We start from the raw sequence: 18697 nt of genomic DNA on the forward strand, positions 1-18697 counted from the left end.
ACGGGAGTACAGCTTGGAACAGCGTCAGCTGTTGCGGGCCGCCACGAATTCCGCTGCCTGCTTCAGAAGCACGGCGTCTTCGCCATAGGGACAAAGCAAGGCGTGGGCCTGGTCGACGAGGCCTTGAAGCTGATCCCGCGCCCAGTTGGCGCCGTGCAGCGCCACCAGCGTCGCCTTGCCGGCGGCTGCATCCTTGCCGGTCGCCTTGCCCATCTGGCGCGCATCCGCGGTCAGATCGAGCAGGTCGTCGGCAAGTTGAAAGGCAAGCCCGATCGCCGAGCCGAATTCCGCCAGTCTTTCACGGTCGGCCGCCGGCGCGCCGGCAAGAATTGCGCCGGCCTCGCAGGCGAAGCGGATCAACGCGCCGGTCTTCATCGCCTGAAGCCGGATGATGCCGGCTTCCTCCGGCCGGATACGCTCGGCTTCGAGATCGAGCATCTGGCCGCCGACCATGCCGCCGGCTCCGGCGGCGCGGGCCAGTGCCAGCACCAGCGCCGCCCGCCGTTCGGCCGGCAGCATTGTCGCTTCGTCGGCAATGATGTCGAAGGCGAGCGCCAGCAGGGCGTCGCCGGCGAGGATGGCGGTCGCCTCGTCGAAGGCCTTGTGCACAGTCGGCTGGCCACGGCGCAGATCGTCGTCGTCCATGGCCGGCAGATCGTCATGGATCAGCGAATAGCAATGCACGCATTCGAGCGCCGCCGCCACGCGCAGCGCCGCCTCGCCGTCGGCGGAAAACAGCGCGGCGCTTTCCATGACCAGGAAGGGGCGCAGGCGCTTGCCGCCGTTCAGCACGCCGTGGCGCATCGCCTCCATCAGGCGCTGCGGCCGCGCGATCTCGCTTGAAAGCGGGCGGTCGTCGAGCAGCCGCCTGAGCAGCGCCTCGATCGGCCCTGTGCGTGCGAGAAGCGCTGCCTCGAACGGAATTTGATCGTCTTTCGCCATGCCGGAGACGGGTAGCCGACACTCAGACGTTGCGCAAGAAGCCATGCGCCATTATGCCGGGGGCAGGGAGCAGCATGGATTGAGGGGCTTGGCGGAACCGATCGTCGATCACGAAACCGAAGGGCTTGATATGGCGAGGCCGAAACGCGGCAACCGCATCGGTCTCAAACGTTGGCCCCGGCACTGGGTTCGGCGCGGCGTCAGCTTCGCCGTGGTGCTGGCGCTGATGCCGCTGGTGTTGACCTTTCTGTACCTGCCGCCGTTCGTGCATCCGGTATCGACACTGATGCTGAAGGATCTGGCGACGTTTTCCGGCTATGACCGGCGCTGGGTCTCGATCGACGATGTGGCGCCGGCGCTGGCGCATTCGGTCATCATGTCGGAGGACGGGCAGTTCTGTTTCCATCGCGGCATCGACCTCGGCGAGTTGAGGGGCGTCGTCGACGATGCGCTGGCCGGCGAGATGACGCGTGGCGCCTCGACCATCACCATGCAGAGCGTCAAGAACCTCTATCTGTGGTCGCGGCCGCTGGGCTCGGTCCGGAAAGTCGTCGAGCTGCCGCTCGCCGTCTATGTCGACATGGTGATGTCGAAACGGCGCATCATGGAAATCTATCTCAATATCGCCGAATGGGGGCCGGGCATCTATGGCATCGAGGCCGCCGCCCAGCACCATTTCGGGGTTTCGGCAAAACGATTGTCGCGTCGCCAGGCGGCGCTGCTTGCCGTCACCTTGCCGAACCCATTCACGCGCAACCCGGCCAAACCCGGGCCGGGGCTGAGACGGCTGGCCTCGCTGATCGAGCGGCGCGCGGGTCGGTCCGGCGCCTATGTCGGCTGTCTGCGATAGCTTAAAAAAATTCGCGGCGGCGCTGGCCAAAACGGCGCAGGGCGTGTATAGGCACCCGACTTTCTCAGATTCCGGCCCCGACGCGGCCCTTTCACGAGGGCAGCCGGGGCATTTTGACCATGTAGTGGAGCATATCCATGGCCGTACCGAAACGAAAAACTTCCCCGTCGAAGCGCGGCATGCGCCGCTCGGCCGATGCGCTGAAGGCCCCGACCTATGTCGAGGACAAGAATTCCGGCGAGATGCGCCGTCCGCACCATATCGACCTGAAGACCGGCATGTATCGCGGTCGCCAGGTTCTGGAGCCAAAGGAAAGCTGAGAACGCTTTCGACGGTTTGTGACTATCGAAGGACCGGCCATCGCGCCGGTCTTTCTGCGTTTTGCGCAGATGATCGCCCACCGAATTGTTTTGAAACATGCCAGCAGCCGTACCGGATGCAGCCGTACCGGCTGGTGCTGTTATTTCGCACGGTCTTAGTCCGTGTTCGCGGTCGCGTACGAAAATTCTTGACGGCGAACGCCGAGCGCATACTAGAGAAGGCTGTCCAACCGGAGCCTTCTGATGTTCGGTGCAATCCCGCTGCTGATCGTGCCCTTCGTCCTCTATAATCTTGGGCTTCTGGGAATATTCGGCGGCGGCGACGATCCCTGGGCAAGCCAAATGTTCTCGATCCGCATGATGTCGGGCGGAGTGTTCTCGATGACGCTCGGCGATCTGATCGTGCTGATCGGGCTGCTCCTCTTCTTCGTCGAAATCGTGAAATCGACACGCACGTCGAGCGCCTCGATAATGGACCACCTATTGTCGACCTTCGTCTTCGTGGCGTTCCTGGTCGAGTTCCTGCTGGTGAAGGGCGCGGCGCACTCGGTCTTCTTCACGCTGATGGTTATCGCACTGGTCGACGTCCTGGCCGGCTTCTCGGTTTCGATGCGAGCGGCCACCCGCGACATAAACATGGGCTGATGCAGCCGCCCTCAGGCTTGAACCGAGGGTGCGCAGCGTTTTGCGATAATGACATGCACAATAGGCGGTGAAGCAGCCGCCTCGTTGTCAGCACCTGCCGACGACAGGCAGGACAGGCCCTCCCGACACGCCGGACCGCTATTTTTTCTTGGCGCGCGCCGGCTTCTTCACCGGAGCAGCAGGCGCATTGGCGAGGTCTTCCGCTTCCTTGGCAAGGCGAAGCGCCCTCAGTTTGTTGGTCTTTATCTGTCGGGCATCGCTCTCGGCGACATATTCCGCCATCGCCTTCTGACGAACCGTGGCGGCCTCTTCCTGCTTCTTGAAACGCAAATCGGCCCGCGCGCGGGCAGTATCCTTAGAGTTCTCAACCAAGGGCTTTTCCAATCCCGAAATTTATAGTTTTCAATAGCTTTAATAGCAGAGCCGACCTGCGATGGGGGAAATAAGTTGGTCAGGCGCCGGCATCGCACCCGGCGCCCAGCGCCTTTCGGGCGACAACCGCCTCGTATCCGGCCTGCAACGTCGCACGTACGGTGGCATCCGGCGGCGTGTCGGAAGGCGTGCCCAGATGTTCGTGGCGCAGTTCGTCCATGAACTTTTCCCACATCGGCGGGCCGCCCTTTTCCAGAAGTTCGGCGCGGATCGAGAGCTCCTCGCTGACCGGCAGCCAGACGCGACCCCAGGCGCCGAGATGCGCCAGGATCGGCACCAGCGTTATCGCCATTTCGGTCAGGCTGTAGATCGCCTTCTGCTTGTGGGTAGGATCGTCGGCCCTGGTCAGCATGCCGAGTTCCATCAGCCGCTTCAGCCGATCGGCAAGGATGTTGGAAGCGATGCGTTCCAATGACCCATTGAGCAGGTCGCGAAAGTGGCGTTTGCCGCCGAAAATCATGTCGCGGAGGATGATCAGGCTCCACCGGTCGCCGAACACTTCAAGCGACAGGTTGATCGGGCACCCAGACCGATGATCGATGCTCATGCGATTCTCCGCAGAAACCGGTTGCATTACTATATCAGTTTTATTATCGTACAACTGATTGCGAAATGCAATCGGTTTTGCAGAGAGGAGACAGCGACCATGACCAAGGCAGCGGAACCGGAAATCGTGTCGCAGACGTTTGGCGATCCCGCGCATCCGCCGATGCTGCTGATCATGGGCGCGATGGCTTCGATGCTTTGGTGGCCCGAGGCGTTCTGCCGGAAACTGGCCGGCAACGGCCTGTTCGTGATCCGCTATGACAATCGCGATACCGGCCGTTCGACCAAATATGCGCCGGGCGAACCGCCTTACACTTTCGACGACATGGTGGACGACGCCATCCGCGTTCTCGACGGTCATGGCGTCGCGAAAGCGCATGTCGTCGGCATGTCGATGGGCGGCATGATCGCGCAGCATGTGGCGTTGAAATATCCATCGCGGGTCGTCTCGCTTACGGCGATCAGCACTTCTTCTGTAGGGATCGACACGTCGCATCTTCCAGGGACGAGCGAAGCCTATATGAAGCATTCGGCCGAAGGCGCTGATGTCGACTGGTCGGACCAAGCCCAGGTGGTCGACTACATCGTCAAGGACGCGCACGCGATCGCCGGCAGCGCGCATCCATTCGACGAGAAGCGAACGAGGGCGTTCGTCGAACAGGACTACGACCGGTCCGGCGGTTTTCTAAGCGCGACCAATCATTTCATGCTCAAGACCGGTGAAGATCGGGGCAGCGAGGATCGGAAGGGTCGCCTGCAGGACTTGAGGATTCCGCTCCTCGTCATCCACGGCACCGCGGATCCGATCTTTCCCCTCGAGCATGGCGCCGCCTTGGCCGAAGCGGTTGCCGGCGCGAGGCTTGTCCGCATTGAAGGCGGCGGCCACGAACTGCATCCCGACGATTGGGCAGCGATCGTTGATGCCATCGTCGCCCATAGCCAAACCAGGTAAGCGCGGAGCCGGACCTTGACACACCATCGGCAATAGTTAAGTAACCGCTTCAGTGTTTAGCTCCGTAAACCATGCAGCGGCGAACCACCAAGGGAACGAGCAAAACAATGTCCTTGACGATGCATCTCCATCCGCTGGCCTCCTTCTGCTGGAAGCCGCTGATCGCGCTCTATGAAAATGGAGCGCCGTTCACATCTGTCGGCAATGAACAATCGCGCGCTACCACGACCGGCTGCTGCTGCGGCCGTCTCTCGCCCGTGTGATCAAGGAAGCGCGGCTCGATTCAAAACTTTTCCCCTACAACGGTTAAGCCCGATGCTGCATGACACCGCCCAGCTCGACCTGATGTTCCAGGCGCTCGCCGACCCGGCGCGGCGGCGCATGGTGGAGCGGCTGTCGCGCGGTCCCGCCTCGGTCAGCCAGTTGGCCGAGCCGCTGGCCATGTCGCTGTCGGCGGTCGTCCAGCACCTGAACGTGCTCGAGGCGAGCGGTCTCGTCCGCACCGAAAAGCTCGGCCGGGTGCGCACCTGCCAGATCGAGCCGAAGGCGTTGAGGACCGCCGAATACTGGATCAACGAACGGCGCCTGAGTTGGGAACAGCGGCTCGACCGGCTCGGCGGTTTTCTTGCGGAAACCAAGGACGAAACCGAAGCAAACTGAGGAGGCCAAAATGAGCGAACGTTCCGTCGTCCATTCGACCATAGTGCTCGAACGCAGCTACGACGCTTCGCCGGCGCGGGTGTTCGCCGCCTGGTCCGATCCCGCCGCATTGCGGCGCTGGGGCTCGCCCGGCGAGGGGTGGGAAAGCAGCATTGACTGCTTCGAGTTCCAGGTGGGCGGCATTGCGCTCAGCCGTTTCGGACCCAAGGGTGGTGAGAGTTATGTGAACGAGACGCGCTATCTCGACATCGTGCGCGACCAGCGCATCGTCTCGGCTGGTGGCATGACCAGCGGCGGCCAGCGATTGTTTGTCGGCCTGCTGACAGTTGAATTCAGTCCAGAAGGCACCGGCTGCCGGCTGGTGATGACCGAGCAAGGCGCGTTTCTTGACGGCCATGATCAGCCCGAAAACCACCAGGCTGGCTGGAGCCAGATGCTCGACAACCTGCGGCTGGAATGCGCGTGAGCAGCGCAGCCTGAGCCAAAGACCAGCAGAATCGGGAGGATAGTATGAAACTCTACTGCGGCATTGGTCCGAATTCTTATCGCGTCCGCATCTTCATGGCTGAGAAAGGCATCGACGTTCCGCAGGTTGAAGTCGACCTGACGAAAGGCGAGCACAAGGCGCCGCAATTCCTTGAGCTCAACTCACTCGGCCAGATTCCCGTGCTCGTGCTCGATGACGGCACGGTGATCACCGAAAGCATCGCCATCTGCCGCTATCTGGAGGCGGTTCATCCGACACCGGCATTGTTCGGCTCGGACGCAGTCAGCCAAGGCAAGGTCGAGATGTGGAACCGCCGCGCCGAGATCGAGATCTTCGGAACCATCGGCAGCATTGCCCTGCATTCCGATCCCATGTTTGCGGAGCGGCTTGTGCAGTTCCCGGCTTTCGCCGAAACCCAGCGCGAAGCCGTTCCGGCAAAGTGGGCGTGGCTTGACCGCGAGATCGCCGATGGCCGCCCGTTTATCGCCGGCGACCAGTACTCCGTCGCCGACATCACCGCCGCCGTCGCAGCGTGGCTTGGCGCCTTCTTCGGAGCCGACATTCCGGACGCGCTCGTCAATGTCCATCATTGGCTCGACTGCGTTCAGAAACGTCCTAGCTGGAACGCTTAGCTTCCGGGCGAGCCAAGCTGCTCGGCCTCCCAGAACTGGTCGAGCCAGATATTGAGCTTCAGGAAGCCGGCACTGCTGACCGTATAGACGCGCCTTGTCCCTTCCGGCTTGGCGTTGACCAGCCCGGCGTCGAGCAGCACTTTCAGATGCTGCGAAACCGCCGGTCGCGAGACCGGCAACCCGGCGGCCAGTTCGTTGACGGTCTTCGGGCCGCGCCGAAGCTCTTCCAAGAGATGGCGCCGGTTGGGATCGGCAATCGCCATGAAGGCGTCGGAAAACATCATGCCTTATTTGTGAGGCAAAGCTTTCCAAATCTCAACCGTTGGTTTCAGGCTTTCTGCGCGGATCGAGCCGCAAGGCTTCCGGGGTGATCGAGCGCTCGGCCGGTTGCGTCTTGAAGGCGTCGCGATCTTCGATTGGCACCGGTGCGCGCCGGCTGATGCGCAGCAGCGTATAGCCTGCCAGGCAAAGATGCGCGAGCGCCGTTGCAAGGAACAGGCTTTCCGGACGCATCCAGCCCATCAGGCCGGCGGCCAGCAGCGGCCCGATCATCGTGCCGAAACCATAGAGCAGTAACAGGCCGCCGGACACTTTGACGAAATCCTCCGCCCGGGCGTGGTCGTTGGCATGGGCCACGGCGATCGAATAAAGCGTGTAGGCAAAGGCGCCGTAGGCGGCGGTGCAGACGATGACGAAGACGCCGGAGCGCGGCTCGAACAGGAACAGCGCGAGGGCGAACAGCGCCGCGCCGAAGGCCAGGCCCGCCAGCACAAAGCGGCGGTCGGTCTTGTCGGAGAGACGCCCGGCCGGAAGCTGCATGGCCGCGCCGGCGACGACCACCAGGCTCATCATCAGCGCGATCTCGGCCGTGGAAATGCCGATGCGGGCGCCATAGACGGCGCCAAGCGTGCCCCAGGCGCCGTTGGCGACACCGATCAAAACGCAAGCGATCGCCGACACCGGCGAATTGACATAAAGCCCCTTGACGTCGAGCGAAACGTCCTGCAGCGGCTTGGGATGCGAAGCCGTCGACACTGCGGTCGGAATAAGTGACAGGCAGAACAGGATACCGGTGATCATGAACAGCGAGGCCGACTTCACGTCACCGCCGGCAACGATCATCTGGCCGCCCATGATCGAGGCATAGGTGACCATCATATAAAGCCCGAAGACGGCGCCGCGGTTCTCGTTGGTGGACTTCTCGTTCAGCCAGCTTTCGATGACCATGAAGGCGCCGGCCATGGTGAAACCGGTGAAGGCGCGCAGCAGGATCCAGACATATTCGTCGATGATGAGCCCGGTGAGCAGTGCGACGATGGCTCCCGATGCTGCAAAGGCGCCGAAAGCGCGTACGTGACCGGCGCGGCGCACGAGGCGCGGCGCAAAGAAGCAGCCGGTGACGAAGCCGCCGGCCCAGGCGGTGCCCATCAGGCCGAGCGACGCGGTCGAGAAACCTTCCAACTGGCCGCGCAGCGGCAACAGCAGCCCGTGCAGCCCGGTCGCCGCCAGCAGGAAAGCGGTGCCGCGAAGCAGCGAGAGGATCGGTCGGTAGCTTGCAAACATCATTTAGCTGATCCGGCTGGAATCTAGGGAGGATCTGAAGACAGCCGCATTCGAGCTTTTTGGCGGCGGGCGATTCGGCTCTGGAAACTATTCGCGGCGAAACAGCGCCTCGGCCGCTGATTTGGTGGTGCTCTTGGTCTTGAGCTCGGCTTCGAGCCGGGCGATCTCGTCGCGCAAGATGCCGATCCGCTCGGACAGTTCATCGACCGAAAGCAGCGACAGATCCTGCCCGATCTCATGCGGGCGCGCTTTCTTTTTGGGTTCGTCGTCGAAGATCGCCATCGTCGCTCCTCGCTCATGCGCAAAAATTAAATTGCTGCCTTGCGCGTCCAATCGAACGCCCGGCGCTGCAGTGGCCATTTGCCTGATTTGGCAATCAGCATACATAGGGCAGGGGCATGGATGCAAACAGTCGGCAAGAAAACCGGCAGCTGGCAAGAAACTGGCGAAGCGAGACGGGAAAAATCATGGCGAGCGGACAGGACAAGATTCCGGCGAAGATGACGGCCATCGCGATCTCGGAACCCGGCGGACCGCGGGTGCTGAAACCGGAAACGCGCGACGTGCCCGTGCCCGGTCCCGGCGAAATCCTGATCCGGGTGCGCGCCGCCGGCATCAACCGGCCGGATGTGCAGCAACGCAAGGGCGTCTACCCGCCGCCGCCTGGTGCGTCGGACCTGCCGGGCCTCGAAGCGTCGGGCGAAGTTGCAGCTCTTGGCGACGAGATATCGCGCTGGCGCGTCGGCGACCGGGTCTGCGCGCTGACGCCCGGCGGCGGCTATGCCGAGTACGTCAAGGTCCATGCCGGCAGCGTGCTGCCGCTGCCCGCCGGGTTTACCCATACCGAAGCGGCGGCGGTACCGGAAAACTACTTCACCGTCTGGCATAATGTCTTCGAGCGCGGCGCCCTAAAGAGCGGCGAGACGCTGCTCGTGCATGGCGGCTCGTCCGGGATCGGCACCACGGCGATCCAGCTCGCCTCGGCCTTCGGCGCCTATGTCATTACCACCGCCGGCAGCCGGGAGAAGTGCGACGCCTGTCTGAACCTCGGCGCCGACCGGGCGATCAACTACCGCGAGGAGGATTTCGTCGCGGCGGTCAAGGAGGCGACCGCTGGCCGCGGCGCAAACGTCATCCTCGACATGGTCGGCGGCGACTATGTGGCGCGAAACTACGAGGCCGCGGCGGTGGAGGGCCGCATCGTCCAGATCGCCACGCAGGGCGGGGCGGTGGCTAGCGCCGATTTCAGGAAGATGATGGCCAAGCGGCTCACCCACACCGGCTCGATGCTGCGGCCGCGCAGCGTCGAATTCAAGGCGGCGATCGCCGCAGCACTGGAGGCGCAGGTGTGGCCGCTGCTCGGCACCCGCAAGGTAGCACCGGTCATGGACATGATCTTTCCGCTCAAGGAAGCGTGGCGGGCGCATGAGCGGATGGAGGACGGCGACCACATCGGCAAGATCGTGCTCGATGTCGGCTGACGGTCGGCAAGCAAGCTGAACGAAAGCTTAATTGTGCAATGCAACAAACGCATTGCCGCCATGCAAAAGCGTCTGTTCAACTTTTCATCAACGGTGCCTATTTGAGCGGCATCGAAACGATGGAGGACTACCATGAACCCGATCCGTGCTTTCCGTAACTGGCGCATGTACAATGAAACCGTGCGCGAACTGAACCGCCTGAACGCCCGCGAGCTCAACGACCTCGGCATCAACCGTGCTGACATCGAGAGGATCGCCCGCAAGACGCTTTGATCTCGAGCGTGATATCGCCCAAAAGCATCAAGCCGCTTTTTCGCGACGTGGTGCTTGCGTCCGAGATCACGTTTTGGAAGCCAGAGCCGCAGCAGACGGGTTTCCCGTCGCCGGTTCCGAGCCCGCTGGACCCTGTCCGGCGGGTTTTGTCCTTTGGCGTCTGAGGCTACAGCGGCGCTGCTATGATCGGCTGCCGCGAAATGGCGCCCGCAGGATGCTGACTGCGAAAGGCTCCACGCCCTCGAAGTGGAGCGCCGCGCCGGTGTATCTTTCTCAATAGCCAAGTGCGGCAAAGCCGAGCGCCACCAGGGCTCCTCCCAGCACGATGTCCGCAGGCTTTCGGAAACGACTGTAGAATCGTCGTGTGGCCGGTTGGGAAATGGAAAGACCGAGAAGACCAAACCAGGCGATCGCAATGGCAAACACCAGTGCGACCACGGAGAGGTGAGTCCCCCCGCGAGCATTTAAATTCAGCGTCGAGGTTGCGAAAAACAGCGCGGTGGCCGGATTTGCCGCCGCCGTGACAAACCCCAGCCGGAAGTACCGGACGATTGGAAGCGGCTTCGGCTCGTCAGCGCCGATCGAGATGGACAGCGCCCGCCGCATCGAATTCCAGCCGATGAAGACCAGCATTGCGCCATAAAGGCTGGCGGCAGTCTGGTGCGCAATGCCCTCCGGCGGCAGCGCTGCGGCGCCCGTCGCGGCGACCATCGCCAGCGAACTCGCACCCAGGGCACTGCCGGCGGCAGCCGAAAGTGCTGTGGCACGCGAAGCGGTTAGCCCGGCCTGCGCGACGACAGCAAAATTGGCGCCCGGGAGCATTGCCACAAGCGCATAGGAAATGGCGAACGGAAACAACCCCACCGCGACAGCGTGCCCGGTTTCCAACATCGATCAGCCCACATCGGCGCGGCTTGCTCTCCCAAAGCAGGTCGTCGCCGCTACCGAAGCGAAATGTGGATGAAACGCGTCCTCTCCAACAGTCGGCAAATGCCGGCATCAGGGCGTTTTGTTGCCGGACTAGCGGCCGCGGCCGCTCAGCGGTTCCGTGCTCTTGAGCAGCGCGACCAATTCGCTCTGCTGACGGGTGCTGGTCTTGGAAAAAATCCGTTCCAGATAAGTGCGGCAGGTCTTCACGGTTATGTTCGAGCTCGCCGCGGCTTCTTTCAGAGTCCTCCCGGATGCCAAACCGGTTGCGAGCCGGGCTTCGGCCGACGTCAAGTCGAACAGGCTGCGCACATGCTGTTCGAAGCCATCGGGAATGCGTCGGGCGACCTCGGTGACCATGATCACCGCGTAACGTTCCGACGCCAGTCCATAGGCGCGGGCATCGACGAATGGAGCGACCGACAGCACTAGTCGGGTCAGGTCAGAGCGCTTGTGATCCGACGGCACCATCAACGTTCCTCCGGCTCCGGGCATCGTGCCGTCCCGCAAACAACAGGCGTCCTCGACCAGCCGCTGAAGCGCCTGTGTGTCCTTGGGATTGGAGGCGACGATTGCGCCGCCATTCAGCTTCATCGGGCTGTCGGATCGCGCCAGCATTGCCTCGGCGGCTTCGTTCATCTGCGCGATATGCTGATGTCCGTTTACCAGAAACACACCGAACGGCAGGTGCGAGAAGGCCGATGCCAGCGCCGAGGTGCTCTCCATCTGTCGACCGATCTGCCCGGCGCGCAGCATATGCGGCACGATCTTCTGCAAAAGGTCGATATCGGCGTTATCGAATGCCCCCTGCTTTGAACCGCGATCTATACTAAGCAGCCAGTTTGCGCTGCTGGAAGAGAGCAGGTTGCAGGCGAGTCCGTGGTACATGTCGCGCGGCCTCAGCCAGTCCTGCCAGAGTTCGCGGCGGCGGAACGCCGCCACGTCGAGGCCCATTGGCCAGTGAGTGACCGCGCCGACAGGTATGGCGGCTGCCGCCGCAGCCAGGGGATCGCGCAGAAGAGCCTCGATGCCCTTTTGCGAAGTGAATTCCGGGTCCAGGTCGGATGCAACCGCATCGAACGTTTCCGGACTGAGGCGCACAATGCAGGAGCGCGAGCCGCCGAACAGGTCGCGCAGACCGGTCACCGCGTCGGGCCATCGTTCCTGATCATAGGCAGCTTCGTAGATCTGGCCGACAACAGCGGATACCGCTTCGATGGTGACGTCAGCCATTGGCCGCCCTTGATCCTGCTGATGTCACGAGGCTAAACGCACCAAGGCTCTCGCGCAAGTTGCATGGTTGACGAGTGTCGGCGACGGAACCTTCCAAAAACGTTGCGGAACGGCAGCGGAGCGGTTATATAAACCGCGATTTTCCCATTTTGGTGGCTCTAAACCACCGCCCGCGCGGGAACGCGGGCGAACGAGAAGGATTTTTCGCAATGGCCAATACGCTGCTGATGCCCAAGGCGACCGCCGTCTGGCTGGTCGACAACACCGCGCTGTCCTTCGAGCAGATCGCGCAGTTCTGCGGGCTGCATCCGCTCGAGGTCAAGGCGATCGCCGACGGCGAATCGGCGCAAGGCATCAAGGGTATGGACCCGATCATGACCGGCCAGCTGAGCCGCGACGAGATCGCACGCGCCGAGAAGGATCCGAACCATCGGCTAAAACTGTCCGACCCCAAGGTGCGGGTGCCGGAATCCAAGCGCAAGGGTCCGCGCTACACGCCGCTGTCGAAGCGCCAGGACCGACCCAACGCCATCCTGTGGCTGGTGCGCAACCATCCCGAGTTGAAGGACGCGCAGATCGCGCGCCTCGTCGGCACCACCAAGTCGACGATCGACCAGATCCGTGACAGGAAGCACTGGAACTCCGCCAATCTGCAGCCGATGGATCCGGTGACGCTGGGCCTCACCTCGCAGATCGACCTCGACATGGAAGTCAATCGCGCCTCGCGTGGCCGCGAGCAGGCACAGCCGGCCGGCGACACGCTGCTGCCGGCGGCTTTGACCGAGCGCCTCGTGCCGGCGCCGGAGAAGCCAAAGGACGAGGATGCCGAACTCGACGCCAACGCCGTCTTCGCCAAGCTCTCGGCGCTGAAGTCGAAGGACGAGGACAAGGACGAGGAGTAGGTGAGGCGCCTCTTCCTTCTCCTCTTGTGGGAGAAGGTGGATCGGCGCGCAGCGCCGAGACGGAAGAGGGGTGTTGGAAGAAATGAAGCGTCGGCGTTCCCTGGAACACCCCTCATCCGGCCGCTTCGCGGCCACCTTCTCCCACAAGGGGAGAAGGAAAAGCGCCATGCCTAGGTTCGCGCGGCGCGGTCCGGCGCCATGCCGTAGTCCTCGCTGCGCTCCACCGCGCGGTAAAAATCGGCGAGTTGCTTGCCGCGCTCCGGCTTGAAGATGCGGCCTGCTATGACCACTGAAGCGATGCGGTCGATGCGGAAAGCGCGAAAGTCGTCGCGCATCTCGCACCAGGCGACCAGCGTCCACACCTTGCCCCAGAACCACAGACCCAATGGTCTGATGTCGCGCGCGGTGCTGCGGCCTGCTTCGTCTGAGTAGTCGATGGTCAGCACCTGGCGTTTTTCCACCGCGCGCTCGATCAGGTCGATTGCTTCGCGGGCGGCGTCGCTCACCACCCACATCGGCGTGTGGATCTCGGTGCGGGCGATGCGGTCCTTTTCGGCATCGGGCAGCACGGCGCCGATCTTTATCAGCGCCTCGTCGGCGGCCCGCGCCATCGCAGCGCCGCCAAACGCACGCACCATGCGGGCGCCGGCGACCAGCGCGACGATCTCGTCACGCGTGAACATCAGCGGCGGAAGGTCGAAACCCTCCCTCATCATGTAGCCGACGCCGGCCTCGCCGTCGATCGGCACGCCCGTCGACTGCAGGTCGGCGATGTCGCGGTAGATGGTTCGCTCGGAAACCTCGAGCCACGTGCCCAGCTTCTGGGCGGTGACCAGACGGCCACCGCGCAGATGCTGCACGATCTGGAAGAGCCTGTCGGCGCGGCGCATCGTATGGTCCCTCGATGTTGTTTTTAGCCTGTCGTTGGCCCAAAACCGATTCCAACTTTCGGGGCGACATGCATCATGGCTCAAGCCCTTCGCGCTTGCGCTGCGCGGCGACGAATGCCGCGCCGAAGGACAACTTCCGTGTTGTCGGCGTCTTTGCATCCAGCACCCGCCAGAACGGCGCGATGTCGCTCAGCGTCATGCCGCGTTCCAGATCCTCGTTGGCGGCCTCGGCGACAGTGCGCAGATGATAGCCGATGGTGACCGGACATGTCACTTCGGCGCCGTGCTCAATGGCGAGCGCGATGCGCAATGCGCGGACATCCATGGCCACGCCCTCTGGAATGCAGCGAATGAAATCATCAACCTGCCGAGCCGTCGGCACCAGCATCGGCTGGCCCTCGACGACGTCGCCAACAGTCCGCGGCGTCGGCTTGATGCCGTTGATGCCCGGCGTGTTCAGCCTGTCGTTCCAGCTCTTTACCATGCGTCACCTAGACGAAGAGCCCGAACGTTTTGCAGGGATGAAGGCCATGTCTGTCTCCTGATACTTTCGAATTATTGCACGCCGCTCCTGACACCATACTGTCAGGAGGTTTCAGCAAACTCTCCTTCGGTATACTCCTTGGCGAACAGTGTGCGCATCTCAGCGAGGTCGCTGCTTCTCTGGGGATAGAGCGTCTTCAAATAGGCAAGAGCGAAGGTGCCGGGAGCCGAACCCGGCGCGGACACGATGCGACCGTCGGCGACGGCATAGGGCACGTCCTGATAGTTCTGGGCGCCCGGATAGCCCGGTTCCTTTTCGTTGATCCAGTCACGACCATTGCTGGTGTGTTTGGCGTTGCCGAACAGGCCGGCACGCGCCAGTGCCAGCGTGCCCGCGCAGATGCCGCCGACCACGCCGCCGCGCGTCGCAATCGCTGTCAGCAGTGCGGAGACGTCAGGTGGGGCATCGACCCACTGGTCGGAGCCGATGACCGCGACGGCGTCAAGATCGGTGTTTTCATCAACCGCGGTGGAGTGGTCGGGCGTCAGCATAAATCCGCTGGCCGAAGTCACCGGCTTGCCGTTCGGCGCCAGCGACACCGCGCGTGCGCCGAACCATTCGACCGCCGAAGCCGCCAGCAGCCCGTATTCCCAGTCGGCGAAGCGATCGATGAAAAGAAAGCCGATGGTTTTCTGTTCGGACATTTCCTGCTCCGTCTTTCGGTCCGCCGGACCTGTTTATCTGGGCGCCGTAGCGTCCGCATCCAACCGCTGCCGCGAAAAATCGCCTCAATGGCCGCGGCCGTGGCGGCCTTCGTAATTGTCCGGCCAACCGATGTCCTTGCGGATGCTCTGCGGCAACTCGTTCAAGAAACGCCGGGTGCGGATCTCGTTGCGCATCGTCCGGATCTTGCCGACATAGTGCTGCACGCTACGCAGAATGGTAAAACTGTTCATAGCTGGTCTCCTCTCTTTCGATGCAGACACTATCGCACACCCCTCCTGACAGCAGTCTGTCAGGAGGCTGAGCGGTCTTTAGCGAGCGTGCCAGGTTTTGCCGGTTCCGATCCGTCTGCCCGAGAGAAGCAGGGTTTTTCGTCGCCGGGGTCAAGTCTTTCATCTGCCCAACGACGGAGCGTCGGAATACGCAGCAGCGATAGGGCCGGGGTTCTGATATTGAAGGAGAAGAATTTTCCAGAGATCAGGGAGATGACAATGAGCCTGCAACTGACAGGAATTCACCATCTGACCGCAATCACCGCGAATGCGCCGGGAAACCTTCATTTCTACACCGGCATTTTGGGGATGCGGCTGGTCAAGAAGACGGTCAATCAGGACGACACGTCGGCCTATCACCTTTTCTATGCCGACGCCGAGGCGACGCCTGGCACCGATCTTACCTTCTTCGATTGGCCGGTCGGACGCGAACGGCGCGGCACCAACAGCATTGTGCGGACCAGCCTGAGGGTCGCCAGCCCTGAAAGCCTTGCCTGGTGGAAGCAGCACCTGTCCGGCGAGACCGTCGCGACGGGAGAGATCGGCGATATCGGCGGCTACCCGTCGCTGGACTTCGAAGACCCGGAAGGCCAGCGCCTGCGTCTCGTCAGCGATGGCGGCAAGGGCGACAGTCATCCCTGGGCTCAAAGCCCGATCCCCATCGAGCACCAGATACGCGGGCTCGGGCCTATCGTCATCAGCGTTCCCGACATCACCAACACTGAAATCGTGCTGACCAGGGTGATGAACATGCGCAAGGCGCGGGACTATGCCTCGCCGGATGGTCAGGGCCAGGTTCACGTCTTCGAGATGGGAGAAGGCGGCCCGGCGGCGGAGCTCCATGTCGCTGTGCAGCCGGGCCTTGCGCCGGCACGGCAGGGCGCCGGTGCGGTCCACCACGTCGCATTCAGGGCGCCGGACCAGAAGATTTTACATCAATGGACGGCGCGGCTGGCCGAGTTCCGCCTGCCGTCAAGCGGTGAGGTCGAACGATACTACTTCCGCTCGCTCTATTTCCGGGAGCCGAACGGCATATTGTTCGAGATTGCCACCGACGGCCCAGGGTTCACGGCCGACGAGCCGCTGGAAACGCTGGGCGAAAGCCTGGCCTTGCCACCGTTCCTCGAACCGAAACGGGCCGCGATCGAGGCCGGCCTCAAGCCGCTGGCATAATATCTCTCAGCGTTATGGCGATCTGGTGCCAGCGGAGCGCTTTGACAGCCGACCGCAACGCTGATCAAAAGCGGCATGTCGAAACTTCTTGCGCTCGTTATCGTCGCCATGATGGTCATTCAGCTGATCAAGCCGCTCGGCTGGCCGGGGCTGAAGCGGCGCAGCGATTTCTGGAAGCTGGCGGTGCTGGCGATGGCGGCAATTTCGATAACAGCGGCGCTGGGCCACTGGACTTAGGGCTGGGGACGTAGCGCTGGCGGCCCGCTACGCGAGGCGTGGTTCGTTGGCCAGCACCAAATCGACCAGATGTTCCGCCCAGGCCCGGTAGCCGGCTTCCGAGGCATGAAATCCGTCGGAGGCAAAACCGGCTTCGGCATCGGTGATCGGCAGGCGCGGCGCCGGCACAGCGCCGCGTTCGAGGCAAAGGCGCTCGCCCATCCGGTTCATCTCGGCGGCGCGGATCTCCAGGATCTTTCCGAGCAGCGGCGGCATTGCCGGTGCGCGGGTGAATTCCAGCACCGGCGACCACACCACGCGCGCCTGCGGCCATTTGGCGCGCAGCGCGTAGAGCAGGCCACCAAAATCGCTCTTGAAGCGTGGCACCGAGTGAAAGTTCTTGGTGTCGTTGGTGCCGATGGCGAGCACGATATGCGTCCACGGATCGGCCGACAGATTGGGCAGCACATGATCGCGGATCTGGCCTGAGGTCGCCGAGTTGAAGCCGGCTGCCCGCCAGCGCACCGCGCGGCCGGTGCGTTTTGAGATCAGCTCGGCCAGTTGCGCGGCCAGCCCGTATTCGGAATTGCCGATGCCGACCGAGGCGGCGGAAGAATCGCCAAGCATCAGCAGCGAGATCGCCGGCACCTGACCCGAAATCTCGTGCATGACCGGACCTTGCGCCGGCAGCATGCGGCTGGTGCGGCGGCGCACGCCCAGCCCCTGCCAGACATAGACCGGAAAGGCGAGCCAGGTGAGGAGGGCAAGAATACGCTGCATCGCAAACCGTTAATGGGGGCAAACGACGTTCGGGCTCAACGCAAGCCGACACCGGCGCTGCTTTTTTGGAGCATTTTGGAGCGGATGGAACCCGGGCACATGGCCCGGGTTTCGGAGGAAGCTAGAAAAAAACCGGTCAGGCGGCCTGTTCCAGTTCCGGCTGCCATTTGCCGAGCGCTGCCAGATGGTTCATGTGGGCGCGGTGGGCGAAAGCGGCCTGGGCAGCGGCGACGTTGGCCACCTTGCCGCCCCAGGCCTTCTGTGGCGCCGCCTGCAAGGCGCGGCCATAGGAGAAGGTCAGCTTCCATGGATGCGGGCCGATGGCGTTGATGGCGTTGAGGTTGGCGGTCGCCTCCTCGTCCGATTGCCCACCCGAGAGAAAGGCGATGCCGCCAATCGCTGCCGGCACCGTCTCGCGGAACAGTTTTATGGTCTTTTCGGCGACCTCTTCGGGGCTGCTGGTCTTGCCCGACTTCTTGCCGGCGAGAACCATGTTCGGCTTCAGAATGGTGCCTTCAAGGACGACGCGGGCGGCGTAGAGCTCGGTGTAGAGTTTCGTCAGCGTTGCCTTGCTGATCTCGTAGCAGGTGCCGATGTCGTGGGCGCCGTCCATCAGCACCTCCGGCTCGACGATCGGCACGATGCCGGCCTCCTGGCAGAGCGCCGCATAGCGGGCGAGCGCATGGGCGTTCGAGCCGATCGACGTGGCGGAGGGCACGCCCCTGGCGACGTCGATGTCGATCACCGCGCGCCATTTGGCGAAACGGGCGCCGAGCTTGTAATAGTCGGCGAGCCGTTCGCGCAGGCCGTCGAGGCCTTCGGTGATGGTGTCGCCGGGGTACCCGGCCAGAGGCTTGGCGCCGGCATCGACCTTGATGCCTGGAATGGCGCCGGTCGCCTTGATGATGTCGACCAGCGGCGTGCCGTCGGCGGCCTTCTGGCGGATGGTCTCATCGTAGAGGATGACGCCGGAGATGTATCTGGTCATCGCCTCCTTGGCGCGGAACATCATCTCGCGATAGTCGCGGCGGCTGTCGGCGGTCGATTCGACGCCGATGACGTCGAAGCGCTTCTTGATGGTGCCGGAACTCTCGTCGGCGGCCAAAAGACCCTTGCCGTCGGCCACCATAGCAGCGGCAATGTCCTCGAGACGTTCGCTCATTGTGCATCCTCCTGAACCGGTTGTTCCAACAGTGTGAAATATCCGGGCTAGCAGACCACTAGAGCAAAGCAGGTTCAAGTCGAACCATTCCAAGCGGAAAGCTCGAATCGATTGAAACGCGCAAACGCCGTCGTTCGCCTGTTGCCCAGGGC

General features: G+C 62.9%; 26 protein-coding genes and 1 pseudogene. 13 read left to right on the top strand and 14 right to left on the bottom strand.

Annotated features, from left to right (window positions below; genetic code table 11):
* Positions 1-24 precede the first annotated feature (24 nt).
* Complete coding sequence (locus JG739_RS05740; RefSeq protein ID WP_202365638.1) at positions 25-942, bottom strand: polyprenyl synthetase family protein; 918 nt, start codon at positions 940-942, stop codon at positions 25-27.
* Positions 943-1021: 79 nt separating this feature from the next.
* Here JG739_RS05740 and JG739_RS05745 point away from each other — a divergent pair, with 79 nt between their 5' ends.
* The 3 genes from JG739_RS05745 (at position 1022) to JG739_RS05755 (ending at position 2757) form a co-directional block, all read left to right on the top strand.
* Entirely contained in the window at positions 1022-1792 is a 771-nt protein-coding gene (locus tag JG739_RS05745; protein ID WP_202365639.1) for a transglycosylase domain-containing protein, read from the top strand.
* Between the two features lie 137 nt (positions 1793-1929).
* Positions 1930-2112 carry a 50S ribosomal protein L32 gene (rpmF, locus tag JG739_RS05750; protein ID WP_006203806.1) on the top strand — a complete coding sequence of 61 codons (183 nt, stop codon included), beginning with the start codon at positions 1930-1932 and terminating at the stop codon, positions 2110-2112.
* A gap of 243 nt (positions 2113-2355) precedes the next feature.
* A complete protein-coding gene (locus JG739_RS05755; RefSeq protein ID WP_202365640.1) occupies positions 2356-2757 on the top strand; it encodes a hypothetical protein in 402 nt (133 codons plus the stop codon).
* Between the two features lie 138 nt (positions 2758-2895).
* Here the strand turns inward: JG739_RS05755 and JG739_RS05760 are convergent, their stop codons facing one another.
* A complete protein-coding gene (locus tag JG739_RS05760) occupies positions 2896-3129 on the bottom strand; it encodes a hypothetical protein (RefSeq protein WP_029348749.1) in 234 nt (77 codons plus the stop codon).
* Positions 3130-3208: 79 nt separating this feature from the next.
* On the bottom strand, positions 3209-3736 hold the full coding sequence (locus tag JG739_RS05765; protein WP_202365641.1) for a winged helix-turn-helix transcriptional regulator: 528 nt from the start codon (positions 3734-3736) through the stop codon (positions 3209-3211).
* Between the two features lie 99 nt (positions 3737-3835).
* On the opposite strand from JG739_RS05765, the gene JG739_RS05770 reads away from it, so the two are divergent.
* From JG739_RS05770 to JG739_RS05790, 5 genes and pseudogenes are all read left to right on the top strand, one after another.
* Positions 3836-4687: an alpha/beta fold hydrolase gene (locus tag JG739_RS05770; protein ID WP_202365642.1), complete on the top strand. Its 852-nt coding sequence runs from the start codon at positions 3836-3838 to the stop codon at positions 4685-4687.
* 107 nt (positions 4688-4794) lie between these two features.
* Positions 4795-4908, top strand: a pseudogene (locus tag JG739_RS05775) (glutathione S-transferase family protein); the annotation flags it as partial.
* A gap of 94 nt (positions 4909-5002) precedes the next feature.
* Positions 5003-5347, top strand: coding sequence for an ArsR/SmtB family transcription factor (locus JG739_RS05780; RefSeq protein WP_202365643.1), 345 nt, complete (start codon positions 5003-5005; stop codon positions 5345-5347).
* 10 nt (positions 5348-5357) lie between these two features.
* Positions 5358-5813 (top strand): SRPBCC family protein, encoded by a 456-nt coding sequence (locus JG739_RS05785; RefSeq protein WP_202365644.1) that lies wholly within the window; start codon positions 5358-5360, stop codon positions 5811-5813.
* A 44-nt stretch (positions 5814-5857) separates the two neighbouring features.
* On the top strand, positions 5858-6466 hold the full coding sequence (locus JG739_RS05790) for a glutathione S-transferase family protein (RefSeq protein ID WP_202365645.1): 609 nt from the start codon (positions 5858-5860) through the stop codon (positions 6464-6466).
* Here JG739_RS05790 and JG739_RS05795 read toward each other — a convergent pair.
* The 3 genes from JG739_RS05795 to JG739_RS05805 form a co-directional block, all read right to left on the bottom strand.
* The gene (locus tag JG739_RS05795; protein ID WP_077380481.1) at positions 6463-6750 is read right to left on the bottom strand and encodes an ArsR/SmtB family transcription factor; all 288 of its coding nucleotides are present in this window, start codon (positions 6748-6750) and stop codon (positions 6463-6465) included. The two genes, JG739_RS05790 and JG739_RS05795, sit on opposite strands and share 4 nt — an antisense overlap.
* A 31-nt stretch (positions 6751-6781) precedes the next feature.
* Complete coding sequence (locus tag JG739_RS05800) at positions 6782-8029, bottom strand: MFS transporter (protein WP_202367353.1); 1248 nt, start codon at positions 8027-8029, stop codon at positions 6782-6784.
* Between the two features lie 87 nt (positions 8030-8116).
* Positions 8117-8311 (bottom strand): DUF1192 domain-containing protein, encoded by a 195-nt coding sequence (locus JG739_RS05805; protein ID WP_202365646.1) that lies wholly within the window; start codon positions 8309-8311, stop codon positions 8117-8119.
* A gap of 185 nt (positions 8312-8496) precedes the next feature.
* Between JG739_RS05805 and JG739_RS05810 the strand changes: the two genes are divergently transcribed.
* Both JG739_RS05810 and JG739_RS05815 read left to right on the top strand, forming a co-directional pair.
* The gene (locus tag JG739_RS05810) at positions 8497-9510 is read left to right on the top strand and encodes an NAD(P)H-quinone oxidoreductase (RefSeq protein WP_202365647.1); all 1014 of its coding nucleotides are present in this window, start codon (positions 8497-8499) and stop codon (positions 9508-9510) included.
* A gap of 132 nt (positions 9511-9642) precedes the next feature.
* Positions 9643-9783, top strand: a complete 141-nt coding sequence (locus tag JG739_RS05815; protein ID WP_084646712.1) for a DUF1127 domain-containing protein — start codon at positions 9643-9645, stop codon at positions 9781-9783.
* Positions 9784-10056: 273 nt separating this feature from the next.
* Here the strand turns inward: JG739_RS05815 and JG739_RS05820 are convergent, their stop codons facing one another.
* On the bottom strand, positions 10057-10674 hold the full coding sequence (locus JG739_RS05820) for a LysE family transporter (protein WP_202365648.1): 618 nt from the start codon (positions 10672-10674) through the stop codon (positions 10057-10059).
* 129 nt (positions 10675-10803) lie between these two features.
* Positions 10804-11943: a LuxR family transcriptional regulator gene (locus JG739_RS05825; protein ID WP_202365649.1), complete on the bottom strand. Its 1140-nt coding sequence runs from the start codon at positions 11941-11943 to the stop codon at positions 10804-10806.
* A 209-nt stretch (positions 11944-12152) separates the two neighbouring features.
* Between JG739_RS05825 and JG739_RS05830 the strand changes: the two genes are divergently transcribed.
* Positions 12153-12845 (top strand): DUF1013 domain-containing protein, encoded by a 693-nt coding sequence (locus JG739_RS05830; RefSeq protein WP_202365650.1) that lies wholly within the window; start codon positions 12153-12155, stop codon positions 12843-12845.
* A gap of 170 nt (positions 12846-13015) precedes the next feature.
* Here the strand turns inward: JG739_RS05830 and JG739_RS05835 are convergent, their stop codons facing one another.
* The 4 genes from JG739_RS05835 to JG739_RS05850 all read right to left on the bottom strand — a co-directional run bounded on the left by JG739_RS05835 (position 13016) and on the right by JG739_RS05850 (position 15175).
* Positions 13016-13735, bottom strand: a complete 720-nt coding sequence (locus JG739_RS05835) for a helix-turn-helix transcriptional regulator (protein WP_202365651.1) — start codon at positions 13733-13735, stop codon at positions 13016-13018.
* Positions 13736-13808: 73 nt separating this feature from the next.
* The gene (locus JG739_RS05840; protein ID WP_202365652.1) at positions 13809-14219 is read right to left on the bottom strand and encodes a hypothetical protein; all 411 of its coding nucleotides are present in this window, start codon (positions 14217-14219) and stop codon (positions 13809-13811) included.
* A gap of 101 nt (positions 14220-14320) precedes the next feature.
* Complete coding sequence (locus tag JG739_RS05845; protein WP_202365653.1) at positions 14321-14923, bottom strand: DJ-1/PfpI family protein; 603 nt, start codon at positions 14921-14923, stop codon at positions 14321-14323.
* Positions 14924-15007: 84 nt separating this feature from the next.
* Positions 15008-15175, bottom strand: a complete 168-nt coding sequence (locus JG739_RS05850; protein ID WP_202365654.1) for a hypothetical protein — start codon at positions 15173-15175, stop codon at positions 15008-15010.
* Positions 15176-15433: 258 nt separating this feature from the next.
* On the opposite strand from JG739_RS05850, the gene JG739_RS05855 reads away from it, so the two are divergent.
* Together JG739_RS05855 and JG739_RS05860 are read left to right on the top strand one after the other, a co-directional pair.
* Complete coding sequence (locus tag JG739_RS05855) at positions 15434-16387, top strand: ring-cleaving dioxygenase (RefSeq protein WP_202365655.1); 954 nt, start codon at positions 15434-15436, stop codon at positions 16385-16387.
* A 75-nt stretch (positions 16388-16462) separates the two neighbouring features.
* Positions 16463-16624 (top strand): hypothetical protein, encoded by a 162-nt coding sequence (locus JG739_RS05860; protein ID WP_023797063.1) that lies wholly within the window; start codon positions 16463-16465, stop codon positions 16622-16624.
* 27 nt (positions 16625-16651) lie between these two features.
* On the opposite strand, the gene JG739_RS05865 is transcribed toward JG739_RS05860, so the two are convergent.
* Positions 16652-17383 (bottom strand): SGNH/GDSL hydrolase family protein, encoded by a 732-nt coding sequence (locus JG739_RS05865; protein WP_202365656.1) that lies wholly within the window; start codon positions 17381-17383, stop codon positions 16652-16654.
* Between the two features lie 136 nt (positions 17384-17519).
* Positions 17520-18545, bottom strand: coding sequence for a class I fructose-bisphosphate aldolase (locus JG739_RS05870; RefSeq protein ID WP_202365657.1), 1026 nt, complete (start codon positions 18543-18545; stop codon positions 17520-17522).
* Positions 18546-18697: the final 152 nt, after the last annotated feature.

Origin of the sequence: Mesorhizobium sp. L-2-11 (assembly GCF_016756595.1) — a bacterium.
Lineage (GTDB): Bacteria > Pseudomonadota > Alphaproteobacteria > Rhizobiales > Rhizobiaceae > Mesorhizobium.